This window comes from Roseateles hydrophilus, from assembly GCF_026712245.1.
Taxonomy (GTDB): Bacteria; Pseudomonadota; Gammaproteobacteria; order Burkholderiales; family Burkholderiaceae_C; genus Pelomonas; species Pelomonas hydrophilus.
On sequence record NZ_JAPPUY010000005.1, the window covers coordinates 185,969 to 205,613 of the forward strand.

8 protein-coding genes are annotated in these 19,645 nt (G+C 73.1%); 1 reads left to right on the top strand and 7 read right to left on the bottom strand.

Going from position 1 to position 19,645, the window contains the following annotated elements:
* Positions 1-178: 178 nt before the first annotated feature.
* Positions 179-1,399 carry an MFS transporter gene (locus NYO99_RS18785; protein WP_268168812.1) on the top strand — a complete coding sequence of 407 codons (1,221 nt, stop codon included), beginning with the start codon at positions 179-181 and terminating at the stop codon, positions 1,397-1,399.
* A 21-nt stretch (positions 1,400-1,420) separates the two neighbouring features.
* On the opposite strand, the gene NYO99_RS18790 is transcribed toward NYO99_RS18785, so the two are convergent.
* The 7 genes from NYO99_RS18790 to NYO99_RS18820 form a co-directional block, all read right to left on the bottom strand.
* Entirely contained in the window at positions 1,421-2,044 is a 624-nt protein-coding gene (locus NYO99_RS18790) for a coiled-coil domain-containing protein (RefSeq protein ID WP_268168813.1), read from the bottom strand.
* A 2-nt stretch (positions 2,045-2,046) separates the two neighbouring features.
* A complete protein-coding gene (locus tag NYO99_RS18795; RefSeq protein ID WP_268168814.1) occupies positions 2,047-3,717 on the bottom strand; it encodes a putative porin in 1,671 nt (556 codons plus the stop codon).
* A gap of 17 nt (positions 3,718-3,734) precedes the next feature.
* A complete protein-coding gene (locus NYO99_RS18800; RefSeq protein WP_268168816.1) occupies positions 3,735-4,412 on the bottom strand; it encodes a TonB C-terminal domain-containing protein in 678 nt (225 codons plus the stop codon).
* Positions 4,409-4,810: an ExbD/TolR family protein gene (locus NYO99_RS18805; protein ID WP_268168817.1), complete on the bottom strand. Its 402-nt coding sequence runs from the start codon at positions 4,808-4,810 to the stop codon at positions 4,409-4,411. Before NYO99_RS18805 ends, NYO99_RS18800 begins: the two co-directional genes overlap by 4 nt.
* 1 nt (position 4,811) lies before the next feature.
* A complete protein-coding gene (locus NYO99_RS18810; RefSeq protein ID WP_268168818.1) occupies positions 4,812-5,222 on the bottom strand; it encodes an ExbD/TolR family protein in 411 nt (136 codons plus the stop codon).
* 144 nt (positions 5,223-5,366) lie between these two features.
* The gene (locus NYO99_RS18815; RefSeq protein ID WP_268168819.1) at positions 5,367-7,070 is read right to left on the bottom strand and encodes a DUF2341 domain-containing protein; all 1,704 of its coding nucleotides are present in this window, start codon (positions 7,068-7,070) and stop codon (positions 5,367-5,369) included.
* 16 nt (positions 7,071-7,086) lie between these two features.
* A complete protein-coding gene (locus NYO99_RS18820) occupies positions 7,087-19,641 on the bottom strand; it encodes a filamentous haemagglutinin family protein (RefSeq protein WP_268168820.1) in 12,555 nt (4,184 codons plus the stop codon).
* Positions 19,642-19,645 lie beyond the last annotated feature (4 nt).

Genomic DNA, 19,645 nt, shown 5'->3' on the forward strand with positions numbered 1-19,645 from the left:
TCGGCGCGTGGCGCGGCCGCAGTGACGCGCCACCGCGGCGAAGGTCTGCTTGATGGCGGCGGTGCTGAGACACTGTGGCGCCGCGCAGGTGGCCGGCGGCCACGCGCCAAGCCTGCTGAAAAGCCGAGGCTGGTGTGCCGCAAGCGCGCCAGCGCCACCCGCCAAGCCAAGGACCGCCTTGAACGCTGCTGACATTTCCGCCCCAGGGGCGTTGCCTGCTGCCATCCAGCGCAGCAACATCGCCCGCCTGACGCTCGCCCAGGCGCTCGCCGGGGCCAATGCCGTGGTTGTGTATGCGATCGGCGCCATCGTTGGCCACACCCTGGCGCCCAGCAAGATGCTGGCCACCTTGCCGATCTCGATCTTTGTCGTGGGCATGGCCGTCTGCATCTTGCCCAGCGGGGCCATCGCCAGGCGTTACGGGCGGCGCGCGAGCTTCCTGGTGGGGGCGGGCTGCGGTGTGCTCATCGGGCTGCTGGCGGCGGCTGCCGTGGTGCTGCAGTCCTTCTGGCTGTTCTGTGTGGCCACGTTCTTTGGCGGTGCGTATGCGGCCGTCGTGTTGTCGTTCAGGTTCGCCGCGGCCGATGGCGTGGCGCCGGCATTGCGCCCACGGGCCTTGTCTTTCGTGATGGGCGGGGGCGTTGCGGCCGGCGTGTTCGGATCGCAGCTGATCAGTGGCACCGCCGATTGGTGGGCGCCGCACACCTTCGCCGCCACGTTTCTGGCGCAGTCGGTGGCGGCGGCGTTGTCGGCGGTCGTGCTGTGGGGGGTGAAGCTGCCGATGCCCACGGCTGCCGAGACCGCACAGGGGCGTCCGCTTCGAGAGCTGGCGGCACAGCCGGCGTTCATCACCGCCGTCATCTGCGGCGCGGTGTCTTACATGCTGATGAACTTCCTCATGACGGCGGCACCGCTGGCCATGCATCTGTGCGGGCACACGCAGCAGTCATCCACCTTGGGCCTGCAATGGCATGTCATCGCGATGTATGCGCCGAGCTTTTTCACCGGCCGGCTGATCGACCGCTTCGGGGCGCGGCGCATCGTGCTGGTCGGGCTCGGGCTGATCGGCGCGGCGGTGGCCATCGGCCTGAGCGGCATTGAGGTGGCGCACTTCTGGCTGACGCTGATCCTGCTGGGCCTAGGCTGGAACTTCGGCTTCGTGGGCGCCTCGGCGCTGGTGCTGGAGTGCCATCGGCCCGAGGAGCGCACGCGGGTGCAGTCGCTGAACGACTTCCTCGTCTTCGGCACCATGACCGTCGGCTCGTTGGCCTCGGGGGGCTTGCTGGCTGCGTACGACTGGAACACGGTGCTGTGGGTGTCCTGCCTGCCCTTGGCGCTGGCACTGCTGGCGCTGTCACGCAGCAGTGCGATGCGCGGGGCGCGGTCGCCGGCCCGGTGAGCCCGGCGGCCGGCCGTCGGTTCACTTCACCCGCTGCGCGGCCAGTTCGGCGCGGAGCTTCTCGGCCTGATCCTCAAAGCGCACGGCGGTCAGTCCCAGGATGGGGTCGTCCAGCAGCGCGGTGTCCAGCGTGGAGCGGCCGGCGTAGCGCTGCACCAGCGCCTGGCCGAGGGCGTGCAGCTGGCGGTTCTTGGCCTCGGCGTCGGCCAGCGCCTGGGTGCTGCGCTCCAGCAACTGCACCAGGGTCTGGTTGGCCTGCTGGCGGGCCTGGCTGTCCTGGCGGCTGGCGAGCAGCTGCTGTTGCAACGCCTGCTCGCGCTCGCCCGCCTGGGCCTGGCTTTGTTGCAGGGATTCCTTGGCAGCCTGCAGCTGGGCGCGCAGGGCGTCCAGCTCGGTGTCGCGGGCCTTGAGCTTCACGGCGTTGCCGGCGATGAGCGCGCGTGCGGCGGCTGCGTCCTGCCTGGCGCGGGCCCCCTCGGCTTCGGCCTTGGCCTTGTCGGCCTGCAGGCTGCTGTGCTGCTCCTGTGCGGCGCGCAGCGCGGCCTGGGCGCGGCGCAGGGCTTCGCGTTCCTTGGAGGGCTTGGCGTCCTGGGCCTGCGCGGTGAGGCTGGCAACGGCCAACAGGGCGATGGCAATGCGGCTCACGATCAGAACCTCGCGTTGAGGTCGAGCTGGAAAACCTCGATGCGCAGCGGCGCACTGCTGAGGTTGCCGCTCAGGGACGAGGCGTCGCCCGGCACGGCCAGGAAGCGCACGCCGTCGTCGAGGTTGCGAGTGCTGGTCCAGCGGCCGCTGAGCCAGAAGTTGCGGTCCAGGCCGATGCTGCCGCCCAGGCTCCAGCCCTTGTAGTTGGTGCCGCCCAGGTGCCAGGTGGTGTCGGTGAAGCCGTCGATCCACGCGTCGCGCTGCACCAGGCGGTAGGCGGTGAAGGCCTGCCAGTCGCCGCGGCGCGCCAGTGTGGCCTTGCCGATCTGCAGGCGGCCCTGCAGCGCGGTGGTCTTCTCGCGCAGGTCGGCCAGCGGCGTGGTGACACCGGTGCGGGCCTGGATGTCCTTCAGGTCGAAGCCGGTGTTCTTGATCCAGTCCAGCGTCAGGCTCGCGGGCACGGGCAGCACGTCGTCCAGCTGCAGGCTGGCGGTCAGGTTGACCGGGCGGAACTTCGCAGCCAGGCCCCAGGTGGGCGAGGCCGTGCTGGTGGGGTCGTTCAGGTTGATCAGCGTGTTGCCCTTCAGGCGCAGGCTGGACGGGTATTGCGACGCAAAGTAGTTGGTGGTGCCGTTCCTCGGGCCGCTGGGCGGCGGATTGGCCTCACGCTTGCCCTCCATGTGGCGGAAGTCGTAGGCCGCCAGGCCCAGCTTGAACTGCACACCGCGCGCGAGGTCGATCTCGCCGCCCACCTGGGCGCCGAGCAGCCACTTGTCCTGGCTGCTGAGGTTGAGTTCTTCCAGCGGGAACACGCCGGCCGTGGCGAACAGGCTGCGCTGCGGCGTGAACGCGTGGGTGAGCTTGGTGGCCACGCCGTCGAAGGCAAGGTCGTCGGCCCAGGCCAGGTCGGTGCTGAAGAAGGGGTTGGGCATGCGGCCGAAGTCGGCGGACAGGCCGTTGAAGAACAGCGGTGGCTGCCAGCGGAGGTAGGCGCGCTCCAGCCCCAGCGTGTAGCGGTTGAAGTTGCTGCCCAGCGTCTGCGAGGTGGAGGTGGCGCTGCTGCCGGTGTTGCCGGTGGCGATGCGCAGGCCGGCCAGCACCTGCTCGCTCAGCCGCACATCCACGCCCAGGCGGCCGCGCAGCGTGAGGCGCTGGCGGTCGGTGCCGGTGTTGCTGAGGTCGGGCGACCAGGCGGGCGAGGCGGTCTGCGTGCGGTAAACCTCGGCGGGCAGGTTCTGGTCGTCGAAGAACTCGGCCTGGCCGCGCACGCGCAGGTCGCCGCTGAGCTTGATGCGGCCTACCCAGTCGGGCAGCGCGTCGGGCTGGCCCCAGCGCTCGCCCTTGGCCTGCGCCAGCACCTCGGCCTTGATCTCCTCGCGCATCTGCTGGCGCACGGTCTCGGGCACGTAGGGAATGCGCAGCACGTTGGGCTTGGCCGCGTCGGCCTGCGGCTGCGGCGCCGGGGCGGCGGCCGTGACCTGGGCTTGCTTCAGGATGGCCTCGGCCTTGTCGCGCGTCAGCAGGCCCTGGGCCACCAGAGCGTCGATGAGGGCCTGGGTCGTCGCGCGCAGGCGGGCGAGTTCTTCCTTGTCCGATGCCGCGGTGGTTTGCGCCTGGGCAGGCGCGGTGGCCGCGAGCAGGGCGGCGGTCAACAGGGTGAGGATGGGTTTCATGGGGCAGGGGAAGGCAATCAGGCTTGGGGCCGCACGCTCAGGCGAAAGCGCATGGGCTGTGACAGGGCCAGCGCCGGCGGCGGCGGCAGCTTGAGCTGGCGGCGGGTTTCGTCGAGCGCGGTGCGCAGGGCGGTGTCGTTGCCGTCGTGGCCGCTGGGGCTCAGTTCGAAGCGCTGGATGGCGCCGTCCTTGTCGAGCCAGATGGCGAAGGTGGCGGTCAGCTGTTCGGCGTCGGCCTTGAGGTGGCGCTCGATCTCGCTTTGCAGCAGCTGGCGTGCGTTGTTGGCGTAGAAGCGCTCCTGCGCCCGATCCACGGCAGTGGCGGCCGAGCCGCCGCCGGGGCCCGTGGTCGGGGCGCCACCCGCGTAGTCGCGCGACACCGTGCCAGCCGAGAACGCGCTCGGCCCATCGCCCGCCGCGCCTTCCATCTTGAGGGACTCCGCCGGCTTGGGCGCCTCGGCCTGCTTGATCTGCTCCTCGCGCATCACCTGCTTGGGCTCGTCCTTGGGCGGCTCGGGCTTCTTCTCCTCCTTGGGCGGCGGCGGCGGGGGCGGCGGTGTGTCGGGCAAGATGGCGATCTTGGCCACCTGGCGCTTGGGCGCGTCGGGCTTGATGTTCTTGACGGCCCACCACACGGCCAGGCCCAGCAGCAGGCAGCCAGCGGCGACGAGGCCCTTGATGTGGCGCGCCTTCATGTGCCTATCCTCGACGTGACGAGGCCCATGTTCACGCCCAGCTTGTTGCACAGGTCGATGACGGCCACCACGCTGGCGTACTGCGCGCGTGCATCGCCCTTGATGGCGACGGACATCTGCGCGTCCTTCTGCTTGGCGGCCGTCAGCTGGCTTTCCAGCTCGGGCAGGCTCACGCCCACGCCGTTGATCAGCACGCCGCCGTCGGGCATCACCTGCACGATCTTGAGGTCGTGCTTCTCGGCGCTGGGCTTATTGCTGGGCTTGGGCATGGTGATGCTCATGCCCTGCACCGAGGCGGTCGTCATCAGGATGAAGACGACCAGCAGCACGTAGGCGAGGTCCAGCATCGGCGTGACGTTGATGCTGTCGTAGGGTTTGGCGTCCTGGTTGACCTGCATGTCAGCTCCCTGCCCGTTTGGTCACGAGGCCGATCTCGGTGATGTCCAGTTTCTTGGCCACCTCCAGCACCTGCATCACCTTGTCGTACTGCGCCGCCGCGTCCGCCTTCAGCACCACCGGCAGCGCCGGGTTGGCAGACTTGTACTGGGCGAGCGTGGACTGCAGCTGCGCCATGTCCACCGGGTAGGCGTCCAGGTACACGCCGCCGTCCGCGGTGATCGTGATCGCCCGCGTCTGCGGCTTGGCCAGGTTGTTGGCCGCCTGCGTCGTTGGTGAGTTCACCTTGACGCCCTGCACCGAGGCCGTCGTCAGGATGATGAACACCACCAGCAGCACGTAGGCCAGGTCCAGCATCGGCGTGACGTTGATGTCGTCGTAGGGCTGGTTGTCGGACTTGACGTCACCCGCCATGGCAGCCTCCCGCGGTTGCGGGCCGAGCGCCGGGCCGCTCCCAAGCCGGCCCGTCATGGCGATGTGCATGCGGCTCAACGCCGCATGCATCGCCGCCCCCTCGGGGGGCCGGCCAACGTACGCGTTGGACGAGGGGCTTCATGGTCACGGAGCCCCGTAGAGTTCAGCGACGCGAGTGATGAACTCGTCGATGAAGATCTGCATGTCCGACGTCGCGTTCTTGATCTGCGACGCCAGCCAGTTGTAGCCAAACAGCGCGGGGATCGCGACGCCCAGGCCCGCCACCGTGGCCAGCAGCGCGGCCGCAATGCCCGGTGCGATCGCGTTCACGTTGACGTCGCCCGCGGCCGCGATGGCGGCAAAGGTGATCATCACGCCCACCACCGTGCCCAGCAGGCCCAGGAACGGGCCGCCCGAGATCGCGATGGTCAGCAGCACCATGCCGGAGTTCAGCTGCGCGTTCTCGCGCACGTAGTCGGCATCCACCGACGCCTTCACCGCGTCCAGCGAGGCGCCCGACAGCGGCTTGGCGCCCGCCTCGCCGACCTTGCGCTTGGCCAGCTCGCGCACACCGGCCTGGTAGAGCCGGTAGATGGGCGAGTTCGGATGCGGGGCGTGGTCCTCCAGCTTCAGCAGCTCATCGCTGGCCTCGCGAAAGCGCAGCACGAAGCTGCGGTTGGCCTTGGCCACGCGGCTCATCAGCAGGCTCTTGGACACCATCACCCACGCCGCGATCGCGAACATCACCGCCAGGATGATGATGACCACCCAGGCGTCCACCGTCAGGTTCTTGACGAGGATGCCCATGTAGCCATGCTCGCCGCCGCCCTCGGCTTCGGCGCTGTCCTTGGCCTCGCGGGTGGAGGCGACGAGCTTGCTCTCCGCGCCCTGCGCGCCGGCCGCCACGGCGAGCCAGTCGGCGCTGCGCAGCGTGGCCGCCACCTGCACCTCATCCATCAGGCCGCGCGCGCCTTCGCCCAGGCGCAGGCTGTTGCCCAGCGCCGGCGTGGCCAGGTCGCCCTGGGCCGCTTGGGCGCCATTGACGAACAGCGTCGCCTTGCCCAGGCCCAGCCGCAGCGCCACCTGCGTCCAGCGTGCGGCCGGCACCTCACCGCCCGACACCTCGGCCCGGTCGGCGCGGGCCACCAGCTTGCCGCCGTTCAGGCTCAGCGTCAGCCCGCCCCAGTTCAGCAGCGTCGCGCGCTGCACGTCGTCCAGCTTCACCCACAGGCTCACTGTCAACTGGTTGCCGGCATCCACCACCGGCTTGTCGGACAGCGCATACACGATGGCCTCGCCGCCCAGCTTGGCGCTGGCGGCCAGCAGGCCGTTGGGCTCGGTCGCCAGTGCGCCCTGCGGCTTGACGGCGCCCAGCTGGTCGGCGCCGGCCGGCTTGTCGCTGAAGTGCAGCGCGATGAGGGTGGCCGCATCGAAGCCGCCTGCCACGCTCCCGTCGCTCTCGGCGGCCGCCTTGGGATTGCCGCCGTAGACGTAGAACTGGTTCTTGTCGCTGCCCGGCATCACGCTGGGCAACTGCACCCACAGCACGGCCAGCTCGTTGATGCCGTCGAAGCGCTCGATGCTGAACTTCAGCGGCGTCTTGTCGTCACCGGCCACCACGCGCAGGTCGCTGCCGTCTTCCTTGGCGGCGGTGAAGTCGAAGTTGCCGCTGTGCAGGCGCACGGCCACGGCCACGCCGCTGGCGGTCTCCTTCGTTTCCAGCCCCTGGGCCGAGGTGTTCAGCGTGATCTTGGCGCGCTCGCTCCAGTCGGCGTTCCACCAAGCGTGGGCGGTAGCCGGCAGCAGTGCGGCCAGGGCGAGGGCGGTGAGTGCTTTGCGCATCGTCATGGTCATCTTTCGGGAATCAGGAGGAGCCGAAGCCCAGGAACTCCAGCAGCAGGTTGCGCCGGCGGCGGCGGCGCTCGTCCTTGTCCTTGTCGGCGTCGGCCGGGCCGGCGGCCGTGGCGGCGGTGGGCTGGGTCACGGGCACGGCGATGGGCGGGGTGACCACCGTCTCGGCCATCGTGCCGGTGCGGGCGCCGGTCACCTGGATGTCGTTCGCGTTCACCAGCCGCTCCGCGCCCAGGAAGGCATTGCCCTTGGAGCGGATGCCGGCCTCGCCGGCATTGATCTCGCCGGTGGGGGCCTGCAGGTCCAGGTCGTTGCCGGCGGACAGCACGGCGATGCCGGAGCCGCTGAACGAGCCCGAGGTGTCGAACACCAGGTTGCCGTTGGCGTCCAGGCGCAGCACGGGCGCCGGGGCGCCGGTCACCGTCTTGGCGCCGCGGCCCGCGTCGATGTTGCCGGCCGACGACCACATCAGCAGGTTGCCCTGCCCGATGGTGAACACGCGCGACTGGTTCACGTCGAAGTTCTGCGCCACCACGGCCGACACGTCGCCGCCGTTGACGGTGACGATGCCCAGCTCCGTGGCCGCTTTGCTGCCCGCGCTCACCTCGCCGGCGTTCACGCCGCCGCCCGGGTTGAGCAGCGTGATGTCGGCGCTTTGCAGCGTCTTGATCTGGCTGGTGGGCATGCGCACCTGGGCGGCCGGGCGGGCCGCCAGCGTGCCGGCGTCCGCCACCGGGAACAGCAGGTTGATCGCCTGATAGCCACTCGCATAGGCCGCCCAGCGTTCGTCACCCGCCAGCACCGCGGCGGCGCGGCCGGCGCGCTTGAGTTCGCCCATCAGCACGCGGTTCAGCCACGGGATCTGGCGCTCCAGCGGCAGCGCCTCGAAGCGGCGCAGCGTGTCAGCGGCGTCACTGCCGCGCTGGCCGCTCATCAAGGCCACGTAGTCGCCCAGCTTGGCCAGGTCGGCCGTGGCGGCCAGTTGCGCCAGCGCGGAGCTGCGCTGTGCAAGCGGCTGCGTGGCGAGCGTGGCCATCAGCACGCGGCTGACCAGCAACGACTGCTGCGCGCTGCTCAAGGCCGGGGCCTGGGCCAGCGCCGCCGCATCACTGAGGGCCGACCACGCCGGGGCCAACCGGCTGGTCTGCTTGGCGAGTGCCTCGGTGACCTTGGCATCGTCGATGGGCAGGCCCATCAGCGCGGCCTGGCGCAGGCGCTGCTCGGCCGCATCCGGCCGTGCCGGCTGCGCGCGCACCTGCGCTGCCACCAGCCGGTCCAGCGTTTCGTTACCCAGGCGCTGGCGCAGCAGCGCCAGCTGTTCGGCTGGTGTGGCGGCGTCGAACGCGGCCGCCGTGCCCGTGCCGCCCAGCAGCACCCAGGCCTGGCCCAGCTTGCCGGCCAGGCCCGACGCGCCCAGCACCTGGAAGCCGGCGGCGCTGGCGCGGGCGTAGTCCTCGCCCTCGGCGCTCAGGCCGGCCACCACGGTGATGCGCGCGCCGCCCTCGGGCAGCAGCGCGCTGTTGGACAGGTTGCCGCGCGACACGATGCCGGTGCTGGTGGACAGGTCCACATCGCGGCCGGCCAGCACCAGCAGGTCGCCCGGGCCGGCCACTTCCAGCCCCAGGCCATTGCCGAAGCGCAGGTCGCGGCCGGCCTGCAGCTGGCTCAGCTCGCTGCGCTGGCCGCTGGCCGCTGGCTGGTGCTGCACGCTGACGTTGGACACCCGCAGGTCGCGGCCGCCCGTGGCGGCCAGCGGGCGCGTCGTGGCGATGTTGCTCAAGTCCAGATCGCCTTGCTGCGCCAGCAGTTGCACCGGCGCGCGGTTGCTGGTGTCCAGCACGGCGCGGCCGGCGTCGTCGCGTGCCAGCAGCAGGCCTTGCTGCAGCGTCTCGGCCATGCGGTTGAGTGCCTGCGTCTGCACCTGCGTGTTGGCGGTCTGCGGTGCCGTCAGCGACTGCACGGACAGGCTGCTCAGCGTGACGCTGTCGCCCGCGGCAACCCAGGTGCGGGCGGCGCTCGGGTCAGCCGCCAGGCTCCAGGTTTGCAGTCCGTTGGCGACGACGCTGCCCTGCGGCGCCAGCAGGCGCAGGTCCACCGGCACCACCTGGGCGCCGGGCAGCTCGCGCACGCCCTGCCACAGTGGCTGGCTCGCGCCGGCGTACTGCACATCGCCGCCCGCGCTCTGCAGCAGCAGGCTGGCCCGGCGGTCCAGCATCGGCGTCACGACGTTCTGGCCCAGCGCCTCGTTGTTGTCGTAGGTGGGGCTGGCGAACGAGAAGTTGCGCGCGCTGGCAATCGCCAGGTCGCCCGCCGCCTGCACGCGCACAGCGCCGTCCAGGTAGAGCAGTTGCACACCGGCTTCGCGGCCGACCGGGATGCCCTCGGCGGCACGGATGGCGCCACCGGCGCGCAGGTCCAGACCGCGTGAGCCCATGAACTGGCCGCTGACGACATCGCCGCCCGCCTGCACGCTGAGGCCACCGCCGCCGAACTGCAGCAGCCCGGCAGGCAGGCCTGTGGCCGCGGCGCCGGTGGCGTCCAGCACCAGGCCCGAGCTGATGGCGGCGGCCTGCAGCTGCTGCACCGTGCCGCCGGCCTGCACAAGGATGCTGCCGCCGCCCAGCGTGGCCAGGCCTTGCGAGAAGCGGTCCTCGCGGCCGAACCAGGCCGTCGTGCCGTTGTTGTTGGCGCGCCAGTACCAGTCGGTGATGTAGCGCTGATCCTGGCCCAGCGCGCTGCCCAGCACGTCGCCACCGGCCTGCACGCGGATGGCGCCGCCGCGCTCGGTGAAGGGCATCAGGCCCGAGCTGCCCAGCACCGGGCCCAGCGTCTCGGCCAGCGCGTCCAGTGCCGTGGCGGGCAGCGGGTCGGCCGGCGCCGGTTCGGGCGCAGGCGTCGGCGCGGGCGCGGGCGCAGGTTGAGGCGCCGGTGCTGGTGTCGGCGCGGGCGCTGGGGCGGGCGTCGGGGCCTGGCCTGGCACGGTGGGTGCGGCCGGCGGTTGGGCATTGCCGGTCGTGGCGCCATTGCCCGCGGCGGGCACGGTGGCGTCGGTTGTGGCGTCCAGGCGGCCCGCCGGCGCGGCCGTTGCCGTTGCCGTTGCAGCGGCCAGGCTGGCCACCGGCACGCCCAGCGTGGCGATGCTGGCCTTGCTGTTCAGCAGCTTCACGTCCTGGCCGGCGGCGAGGGTGATGCTGCCGGTGGTGCTGCGCAGCTGCACGGCCTGGCTGTCGTGGCCGACCTCGATCGAGCCGACGCCCGTGACGGTCGCCAGCGTGTGGGCGGCATTCAGGTCGGCGCCCGCCACGATGCGCAGGTCGCCGGCGCGGGCCGAGGTGCCTACCCAGGTGCCGGCGGTCACCGGCGACTCACGCAGGCCCGTGCTCAGGCTGGCCTGCAGCTGGACGTTGCCAGCGGCGCGCAGTGTCAGTGCGGCCTCGGCGGCATGGGGTGCGGCCGCCTGCTGGGCCGCGGTGAGCGTGGGCAGGCGCCAGTCGGCGCTCAGGCGCAGGTCATTGCTGGCGCGCACCTCCACGCCGGCACGCACGCGCAGCGTGGGCAGCAGGTCGGCCTGCTCGGCGCTCAGGCGCGTGGCGATGGCTTCGGCCGTCTGCTGGCCCGCGCCCATGAAGGCGTCGTTGTCCAGCAGCACGCGGCCCAGGCCGAGCTGGCCGGCCGGTGCCGGGGTGGGGGCTGGGGCCGGCGTGGGCGCAGGCGTGGGGCTGGGGGCCGGCGACGGCGCGGGTGCCGGGCCGTTGGGGCCGGTGGGCGCGGTGGGCGGCTGCGTGTTGCCGGTGGTGGGACCATTGCCGTCGGACACGGCGCTCGCATCAGCCGTGACGGCCAGTGCGAGTGCGCGGCTGCCTTGTGCGGAGGCCGGCTGCGGCGGGCTGGGCGGCTGCACGTTGCCGGTGGTCGGCCCGTTGCCGGCGGACGGGCCGGTGGGCGCCGGCGTTGGTGCGGGAGCGGGCGCCGGCAGCGGTGCCGGCGTCAGCGGTGGCAGCGGCGGCTGGGTGCCACCCGTGGTCGGGCCGTTGCCATCGGACGGTGCCGTTGGTGACGGCGCCGGGCTCGGGGGCACCGGCGCGGGTGTGGGGGCCGGTGTCGGCGCGGGCGTCGGAGCCGGCGAGGGCACGGGTGCCGGCGTTGGCGCCGGTGAGGGCACTGGCGCAGGTGTGGGTGCTGGCTCGGGCGCAGGCGCCGGTGACGGGACCGGGGCTGGTGCGGGTGACGGCACGGGGGCCGGCGCTGGCGCCGGTGAGGGCACTGGCGCAGGTGTGGGTGCTGGCTCGGGCGCAGGCGCTGGTGACGGGGCCGGCGCTGGTGCGGGCGAGGGCGAGGGCACGGGGGCCGGCGTTGGCGCCGGTGAGGGCGCTGGCGCAGGCGTGGGTGCTGGCTCGGGCGCAGGCGCTGGTGACGGGACCGGCGCTGGTGCGGGCGAGGGCACGGGCGCCGGCGTTGGCGCAGGTCCGGGTGCCGGTGCTGGTGCTGGTGCAGGCGTCGGCGCCACGGGCGGCGCGGGTGGCTGGGTGCCACCGGTGGTCGGGCCGTTGCCGTCGGCTGGCGGCGTGGGCGAGGGGGCAGGCGCAGGTGCCGGGCTGGGTGCGGGCACCGGCGAGGGTGCCGGCACCGGCGAGGGCGCCGGCACCGGTGCTGGCGCTGGTGCTGGTGCTGGTGCTGGTGCTGGTGCTGGAGCCGGTGCCGGTGCCGGCGCCGGCGCCGGCGCAGGGCCGGGCACCACCGGGGGCGCCGGCGGCTGGGTGTTGCCGGTCGTGGGGCCGTTGCCGTCGGCCGGTGTCGTGGGTGCCGGGCCGGGTGCAGGCGTTGGCGCGGGTGTCGGCGCCGGGCTGGGCGACGGCACCGGGGACGGTGTCGGGCTGGGCGACGGCACCGGGGACGGTGTCGGGCTGGGGGCCGGCGCGGGCGATGGCGCGGGCACGGGGGCCGGTGCCGGCGCTGGTTCGGGCGCAGGGGCAGGTACAGGCGCAGGTGCCGGTGCCGGTGATGGCGTGGGACTCGGTGTCGGTGCGGGCGCGGGTGCAGGCGTCGGCGCCGGGGCGGGCGTCGTGCCAGGCACCACGGGGGGCGCGGGCGGCTGGGTGTTGCCGGTGGTCGGGCCGTTGCCGTCAGCCGGCGTCGTGGGCACCGGCGCGGGCGCGGGCGGCAGCGGCGGTGCGGGCGGCTTGCTGGTGCCGGTGCTGGCGCCATTGCCGTCGGCCGGCGTGGTGGGCACCGGGCCGGGCGCCGGGGCGGGGCTGGGTGAAGGCGTCGGTGCTGGCGCCGGGGTCGGCGCGGGCGTTGGTGACGGCGTGGGCGCTGGGGTTGGCGCCGGTGCCGGTGTTGGCGCGGGTGCGGGTGCGGGTGTTGGGGCCGGTGAAGGCGCCGGCGCCGGCGATGGCGTGGGTGCCGGCGTTGGCGCGGGCACGGGCGCCGGGACAACGCCGTCCACCAGGTCGGTGATGTTGTCGTAGCGCTTGACGGCCTCGACGTCGATGGCCGCGGCCTGCTGAACGCGGGTGCGCAGCGGGTCGATGAGAACGTCCTGCGTGTCCTTGTCACGCTGGGCGCGCAGGGCCAGCGTGCCGCCGCCGGCGTCGATGCTGCCGCCTTGCAGGCTCAGCCGGCCGTCGGCGCTGTTGAGCGCGATGCGGGGCGCGTCCAGGTCGGTGGCGGTGCCGGCGCTCTGTGCCGTCAGCTGCGCGCCGTCGGTGATGACGAGGGCGTCACGGGCGCTGAGCTGCATCTGGCCGCCGCTGTCGGCGCTGGCCAGGGCCGTGAGCTGGCCGCTGAGGCTGAGCGCGCCCGCGTCGGCGCTGATGTCCAGCGTGCGGGCGCGCAGCGCGCTGCCGGCTGTCAGCACGAGGTCGCCGCGGCGCTGGCGCAGCGTGATCTGCTGCTGGAAGGCCTGCGGCCCGGCCGCAGCGATCAGCGTGCCCAGCTTGTCGGCGCTGGGCAGTGTGGCGGCGTCCAGGTGGAGGCTGGCGAGCGTGCTGCCCTGGCCGCCGGCCTTGAGCGTGCCGCCGAGCAGCAGTTCACCTTGTGGGGCGGCGAGGCTGAGCTGGCCCGCGTCGCCGCTGCCGGCGGCGCTGACATCCAGGGTGGCGCCGCTGCCCACCGTCAGCAGGCCGTTGGCCGTGCTGAGGCTGAGGCGGCCGGCGGCGAGGTCCACGGGCACGGCGTTGGCGCCGCTGCCCAGCGTCTGGCGGCTGCCGGCCACGCTGAGGGTGCCCGCGTTGATGCTGAGGTCGCCCTGGCTGGCCAGGCTCAGCTGGCCGGCGGGCAGCAGCAGGTCGGTGTTGACGGCCATGCTGGCAGCCGACAGCGCCAGCTTGGCGGCGGTGCCGGCCGTGATGCTGGCGCGGGTGGGCTCCGCGGCCGGGTTGAGCGCGAGTGCGCCGGCCACGGTCCAGCGGCTGTCGGCGGGTGCCGTCGCGCCCGCGCGGGCGCTGATGGCGGGTGTGTTGGCGCTGAGGCTGCCCTGAACCGTGAGCTGGCTGTTGCCGCTCAGTGCGATGCCTTGCGACGCCGTCAGCGTGGTGCTGGCGGCCTGCCAGGCCTGGCTGCCCTCGGCCAGGCGCAGCTGGCCGGCGGCGGTCAGTGCGAGCGTGCCGGCAGCGGGCGCAGCGGCGGCCGCGGCATCAGGGCCTCGGCCGGTGGTGTTGGTGAGCACCAGGGTCTGGGCGCTCACCGCGGCGGTGTCAGCCGCGGCCTGCACGCGCAGGGCAGGGGCATCCAGCGTCAGCTGCCGCAGCGTCGTGCTGCCCAGGCTGGCGTTGCCGGCGAAGTCGAGCGTGGCGTAGCTGCGCAGCAGCAGCTCATCGGCCGTGGCGAGCTGCTGGAGCAGCGGGCCGGCCAGCTGCAGGCTGCCGTCCGCAGCGCTGCCGCCCAGCTGCAGGCGCGGCGCACCCAGGCCGAGGGCGGCGGCGGTGAGCGTGGCCCCGTCGACAATCGCGGCGCTGCCGGTGGCGTCCAGCTGCACACGCCCGCTGCTCGCCTGCAGCGAGGCGTTGCCTGCGAGCTTCAGCGTGCCCGTCTTCAGCTCGGCGCCTTGGCGCGTCAGCCCGCTGCCGGCGTGGGCGCTGAGCAGCACGGCCGCGCCGTCGCCCTGCAGCGTCCACTGCGTGGCCGCCGTGGTGCCGGCGGCCTGCAGTGGTGCGCCGGCTTGGACCGCGACCGTCTCGCGCGCCGTGAGCAGCAGGTTGGCCGCGGTCAGGGCGCGCGGCGGCTTCGGTGTGCCGTCGGGCACGCTTGGGGGCGTCTCGTCGTAGACGTTCACCGTCTGCGCGCGCACGGCCAGTGCGCCGGGTTGGCGAAGGTCGGTCGGCACAGCGCCGAGCACGAGCTTGTCGACCCCCAGTGCGTTGAGCTGCGCCATGCTGAGCCGCAGGCCGGCGGCGCTGTCCGGCGCGTCGCCTACCAGGATGTCGCTGGCGGCGAAGTAGGCGCTGCCGCCATGGCCGCCGTTGCCGGCGGCGACGCGCAGCGCGCTGCGCAGGTCGGCCTGCTGCGCGGCCACCACCAGTGCACCGGCGTCGCGGTTCAGCGCCGGCGTGGCGCTGTCGTTGCGGGTGGCGAGATCGCTGAAAAAGCCGTCGGCCGAGGCGAGGCGGATTTCGCTGTAGCGGCGCGCCTGCTTGCTGGTGAGCAGCTGCCAGGTGCTGGGCAGTGCATCGGTGACGCTCGTGCCGGCGGTGCTGAGCCGTGCGCCGACGACGAGGCTGCCGTCATCGCGCACCTGACTCTGGCCTTGGGCCAGCACCAGCGCGCTGTCGTCGCTGCGCTTGAGCGCGATGGGGCGCACCAGTACGGCGCCGTCCAGCGCGGCATAGCGGGCGGGCAGCAGGGTGTAGGTGCCGGTCAGCTGCGTGCCGTCGGCCAGCGTGACGCCGGTGCTGCCGAAGTCGATGCTGCGGCCCAGCGCCGGCAGGTTGGGCAGGCTGTTGTCGGCGGCGCCGGTGCTGCGCACGCTGGGCACCAGCGCATAGCTGCCGTTGGCGGCGCTGAAGATGTCGGTCGAGCCGCCGGGGCCGGCGACGAACTGCCAGCCCAGCAGCTGGCCGCCGCCGCTGAGGTCCACGCTGGCGCCGGCGGCGCTGGTGACGGTGGGCGCCTGCAGCGTGATGGCCTTGGCCGGGGTGGCGCTGAGGGTGTCGCCGGGCTTGCTGCCGGGACCGCTCCAGTTCTCGCCGTTCCAGCTGCCGAACAACAGGCTGCGGCCGCCGGCGCTGACGGAGGTCTCGCTGCCGTCCAGCAGCGCGATGCTGTCGCGGGCGTCCAGCGTGAGGCTGCCCTCGGGCGCGCGCAGCCGGCCGCCCTGGCGGATGCTGGCGGCCTGCAGCGTCAGGCGGCCGCCGGCGCTGAAGGGCAGGTCGGGCGCTTTGCCGTCGGCGCTGGGCGGGCTGTCGATGCTGATCTGGCGGCCGGGCGCGGCGATGACGAAGCCGGTGTCGCTGGCCGGGAAGACCTGCGCGGCGCTCAGGCGCAGATCGCCGGCCGTGGTGAGGCGGCCGTCGCCGACCACTTCGGCGCTGGGCTTTTGCAGCAGCAGGTCGCCGGCGCTGAGCAGGTTGAGCTGGCCCACGCCCTGGCTGAGCACCTGGCCGCTGACGTCCAGCCGCTGGCGGGCGGCCAGCGTGAGCGTGGCGCTGCCGGCGCTGGCAGTGAAGGCGTCCCGCTGAAGTTGGCCGAACTCCAGCGCTGTACGGCCGTTGATCCAGCTCAGGTAGGTGGCCGACAGCGTGCTGCTGCTGGGCAGTGCGCTGGGCTGCACGGCCAGCACGGGTGCGTCCAGGCGCAGCGCGCCCGCGATGTCCAGCGACGTGGCGGCGTCGATCAGCAGGCGCTCGCGCGACGCCAGCGACAGCTCGGTGACGCCCGAGCGTGTGATCCACGGCGCGTCCACGCGGGCCACGCCGCGCAAGGTACCGGCGCTGCCCAGCGTGTCGGGCGTCAGCGTGGTGCTGAGGGCGCCGTTGTCGGCAGCAAGCAGCAACTCGCGCACGGCCGGCAGGCGCACGGTGTCGGTGAGGCCGGCTTCCAGGTTGATGCTCAGTCGGCCGCCGGCCGCGCCGGTGCCGCCGCCGGCGGCCCGCAGCGTGCCTTCCAGCAGCAGGTCGCCGTTGGCGTTCACGCTCAGCGAGCCGGCGTTGCTGGCCAGGGTCTGGCGCGTGACGCGGTCGCCGGCCGACGTGGTTTCGCGCACGTCGACGCTGCCGCTCGTGCCGCGGATGTCGATCTCGGCGCCCTGCTGCACGATGAGGCTGGTGGCGTAGCTCTGCGCCGTGGCGCCGGTGTTCAGGCTGACGCTGCCGCCTGCGAGCACGCGGCCGTTCAGCAGGCCGTCGGTGCTGGGCAGGGTCTGGGTGATGCCGGCCACGTCGATGCGGCTGCTGGCGCCCAGCCACAGGTGGCGTTGCAGCGGGAAGTAGCGCGAGTCCTCGCCCGTGGCGAGACTCAGGCTGACCTGGCCCGCCGGTGCGGTGATGCTGCCGTCCAGACGCAGCTGCTGGCGGGCCGACAGCTGCACCTTGGCGCCAGCGTCCAGCGACAGCGAGGCGCCCGCGCCGAACAGCAGCCGGCCGGCAGGCTGGTCTGCCGTGATGCCACTGGCGCTGAGCGTGATGTCGATGGGCTGCGGGTAGCTGCGCGGCGGCGTGGCCAGCGAGAACACCGTGTCCATGGCCGTGCCGGTGGCACGGTTGCGCGTGGCGCCATCGGCCTGCCACAGCTGCAGGCGCGGCGCCATCTGCGTGCCGGCTTCGACGCTGAGCAGGTCGCGCCCGTCCAGCGCGTAGCTCTGGAAGCCGCCGCGGTTGAAGAAGTCAGCGGTCAGCATCAGCGCACCGCCGGCGTCGGCCGCGGGGCCGACGCGGATCTGCGGCGCGGCGAGCGTGAACTTGCCGCCCTGTGTCACGCCATGGCCGCGCAGGCTGACCTCGTCCAGCGCCGACACGGACGCGCCGCCGCGCAGCGTCAGCGCGCCGGCCGTGCCGCCGCACAGGGTATTGGCCTTGCAGCTGCCAATCGCCTGCGCGCCGGTCAGCAGCGCGCCGCTGGACACGTCCAGCACCGTGGCCGCGCCGAGCTGCAGGTCGCTGCCGGCCTGCAGCGTGATGCTGCCGCCGGCCGTCGCAGCGGGGCGGGCGGCGTCGGTCAGCGTGGCGTCCAGCGCGGCGTTGACCCAGCGGCCCGAGGCGTCCAGCCGCACGCCGTCGGCCACGCGCACATCGCCCGCGCCGCTGCGCAGCGTGATGCTGCCGGCGGTGCTGCGAATGTCGGCCTCTGCACTGACGGTGCCGCTGCTGGACTGCAGTTGCACCACGCCGCGCGTGCCGAGTTGCAGCGTGTCGGCCAGCACCACATCGCCCACGGCGGTGACGCTGACATCGTTGAAGCCCGACGCGGCCAGGCCGGCCAGCGACAGCCCGGAGGCAAGGCCATCCAGCGCCGTGGCTGCCCCGGCGGTGTCGCCGCGCAGCAGCGACCAGCGGCTGTCGTCCAGCGCGTTGCCGCTGCTGCGCAGCCGGAAGTCGCGCAGCACCGGGCCGGCGTAGGTGGCGGTGCCGAACGCGTTGACGTGGGTGGCCGCGCCCAGTGCCAGTTTGGCTGCAGCAGCGGCAGCGTCCAGGCCGGCGAGCTGGCGCTCGCCCTGCGTGACGCTGCCGTTCACTTGACCGTCCAGCACCAGGCGGGGCGCGACGATGCTGAGGCTGCCGCCGCTCTGGCCGGTGACGTAGCCCGGCTCCAGGCGTGACGGGCTGACTAGTCCGTAGCTAGGGCGCACGCCCCAGCGGTCGTAGCTTGCCTTGGCCGTGCCGGCGTTGACGATGCCGGTGTAGAGCAGGTCCTTGGGGGCGTCGTTCAGCGTGTAGGCGCGGCCGTTGCTGGCGTAGAGCTGTGTGGGCGCCACCTGGGCGGCCGTGTAGTTCACCTGCCCGCCCGAGACATCCAGGCGCGCGCTGGCATGCGTGACGATGGCCTCGCCGGCCACCAGCTTCAGCGAGCCGCCGCTGGCCAGCCGTTCGCTGGCGCTGCGCTGCTGGGCCGCGCGGTAGTTGGCGAGGTCGCCCAGGATGGGCGAGGCCTGGCGGATGTCCAGCGTGACCTTGTTGCGGAACAGCAGGCCGTCCTTCTGCAGCGGCGCGTCCTTCAGGTCGTTGCTGCCCAGCAGCTCGGTGGTGACGAACTCGCGCGCGACGCTGACCGTGGTGTCGGTCGTGCCGGCGACGTCGATGCGGGCGTTGGCGTCGATGACGATGCGCCCGCCCGTGGCCGTCAGCGGGTTGCTGGTGACCAGGCCGCCGAAGGGGTGGAGCGTGTCCAGCGCGCGCAACTCGGCCATGGCGCCAGGGGCCACGACGCGGGCGCCTTCGGCGAGCGTGATGCTGCCGCCGGCCAGGTCCAGCCGCGAGCGGGTGAAGGTGGCGTTGTCGTCGCTGGTCAGCGGCTTGCCGTCGGCACCGGCGTTGGCGGGGGTGATCTCGGTGACGCTGCCGGTGGTCAGCGTCAGCGTGCCGCTGCGCTGAGCTTGCTTGTAGGCACCTTTGTCGCCCTGCGGGATGAGCGCGCCGGTGTCCCGATAGGTCTCGCCCGCATCGCCCTGCGCCAACAGCAGGATGGAGCCGTTCTGCGACACGCTGGTCGTTGCGCTGACGCGGCCGGCCTGGTTGACGGCCAGGCCCACCAGCGTGGCGTTGCCGCGCGGCACGCTGATGCTGCCGGTGTTCTCCACCTTGCCGTCACCTGAGGCCAGGTCGCCCCGGCCCACTTCGACGAGCAGGCCGCGCAGCGCGGGCACGTTGGGGTTGGCCTCGGAGGCGTACAGCGGCTCGGTGGTCGGCAGCTTGTAGAAGACCTCGGCCCCCGCGCCCAACACGACCTGGCCGCCAGGGGCCGTCAGCGAGCCGGCGTTCTCCACGCGCTTGGCGTAGAGCTGGATGCGGCCGCCTTCGCCGGTGACGATTTGCGCGCCCGGCTCGACGCGGATGAAGTTCTTCGCGTCGACGTAGTCGGCCGCCGCGCCGTCGTAGCGCAGCGCGGCGGCGGCGCCTGTGATGTTGCTGACGAAGCCGTTGGCGTAGTCCGCGTCCTTGGGCGCGAGCGTGGTGGCCAGCAGCGCGCCCACGTCCACGCGGGCGTCCTTGCCGAACAGGATGCCGTTGCGGTTGTAGAGCAGGATCTCGCCGCCGTTCGTGGCCTTGAGCTGGCCCAGGATCAGGCTGGGGCTGACGCCGCCAATGCGGTTCAGCGCGCTGGAGCCCGGCAGCGCCATGTCGAAGGTGACCGAGCTGTCCGCGTCGATGTGGAAGCTGTTCCACTGGTAGATGGCGCGCTGGCTGGTCTGGCCGATCGTCATGTCCACGCCGCCACGCGCATTGGCCGTGTTCACCGGCGCGGCCGCGCCCGCGCCGTAGACGCGCCAGCCCACGGCCGGTTGCGGCACCTTGAACGGCGGCGGCGGTGGCGCCGCCACGGGCGCCTGAGCCAGGGCGACCAAGGGCAGGCTGGCGGCCAGGGCCGCCACGAGCGGGCTCAGCAGCAGGGCGGTCTTGGGCAAGGCGGGCTTGGACATGGCG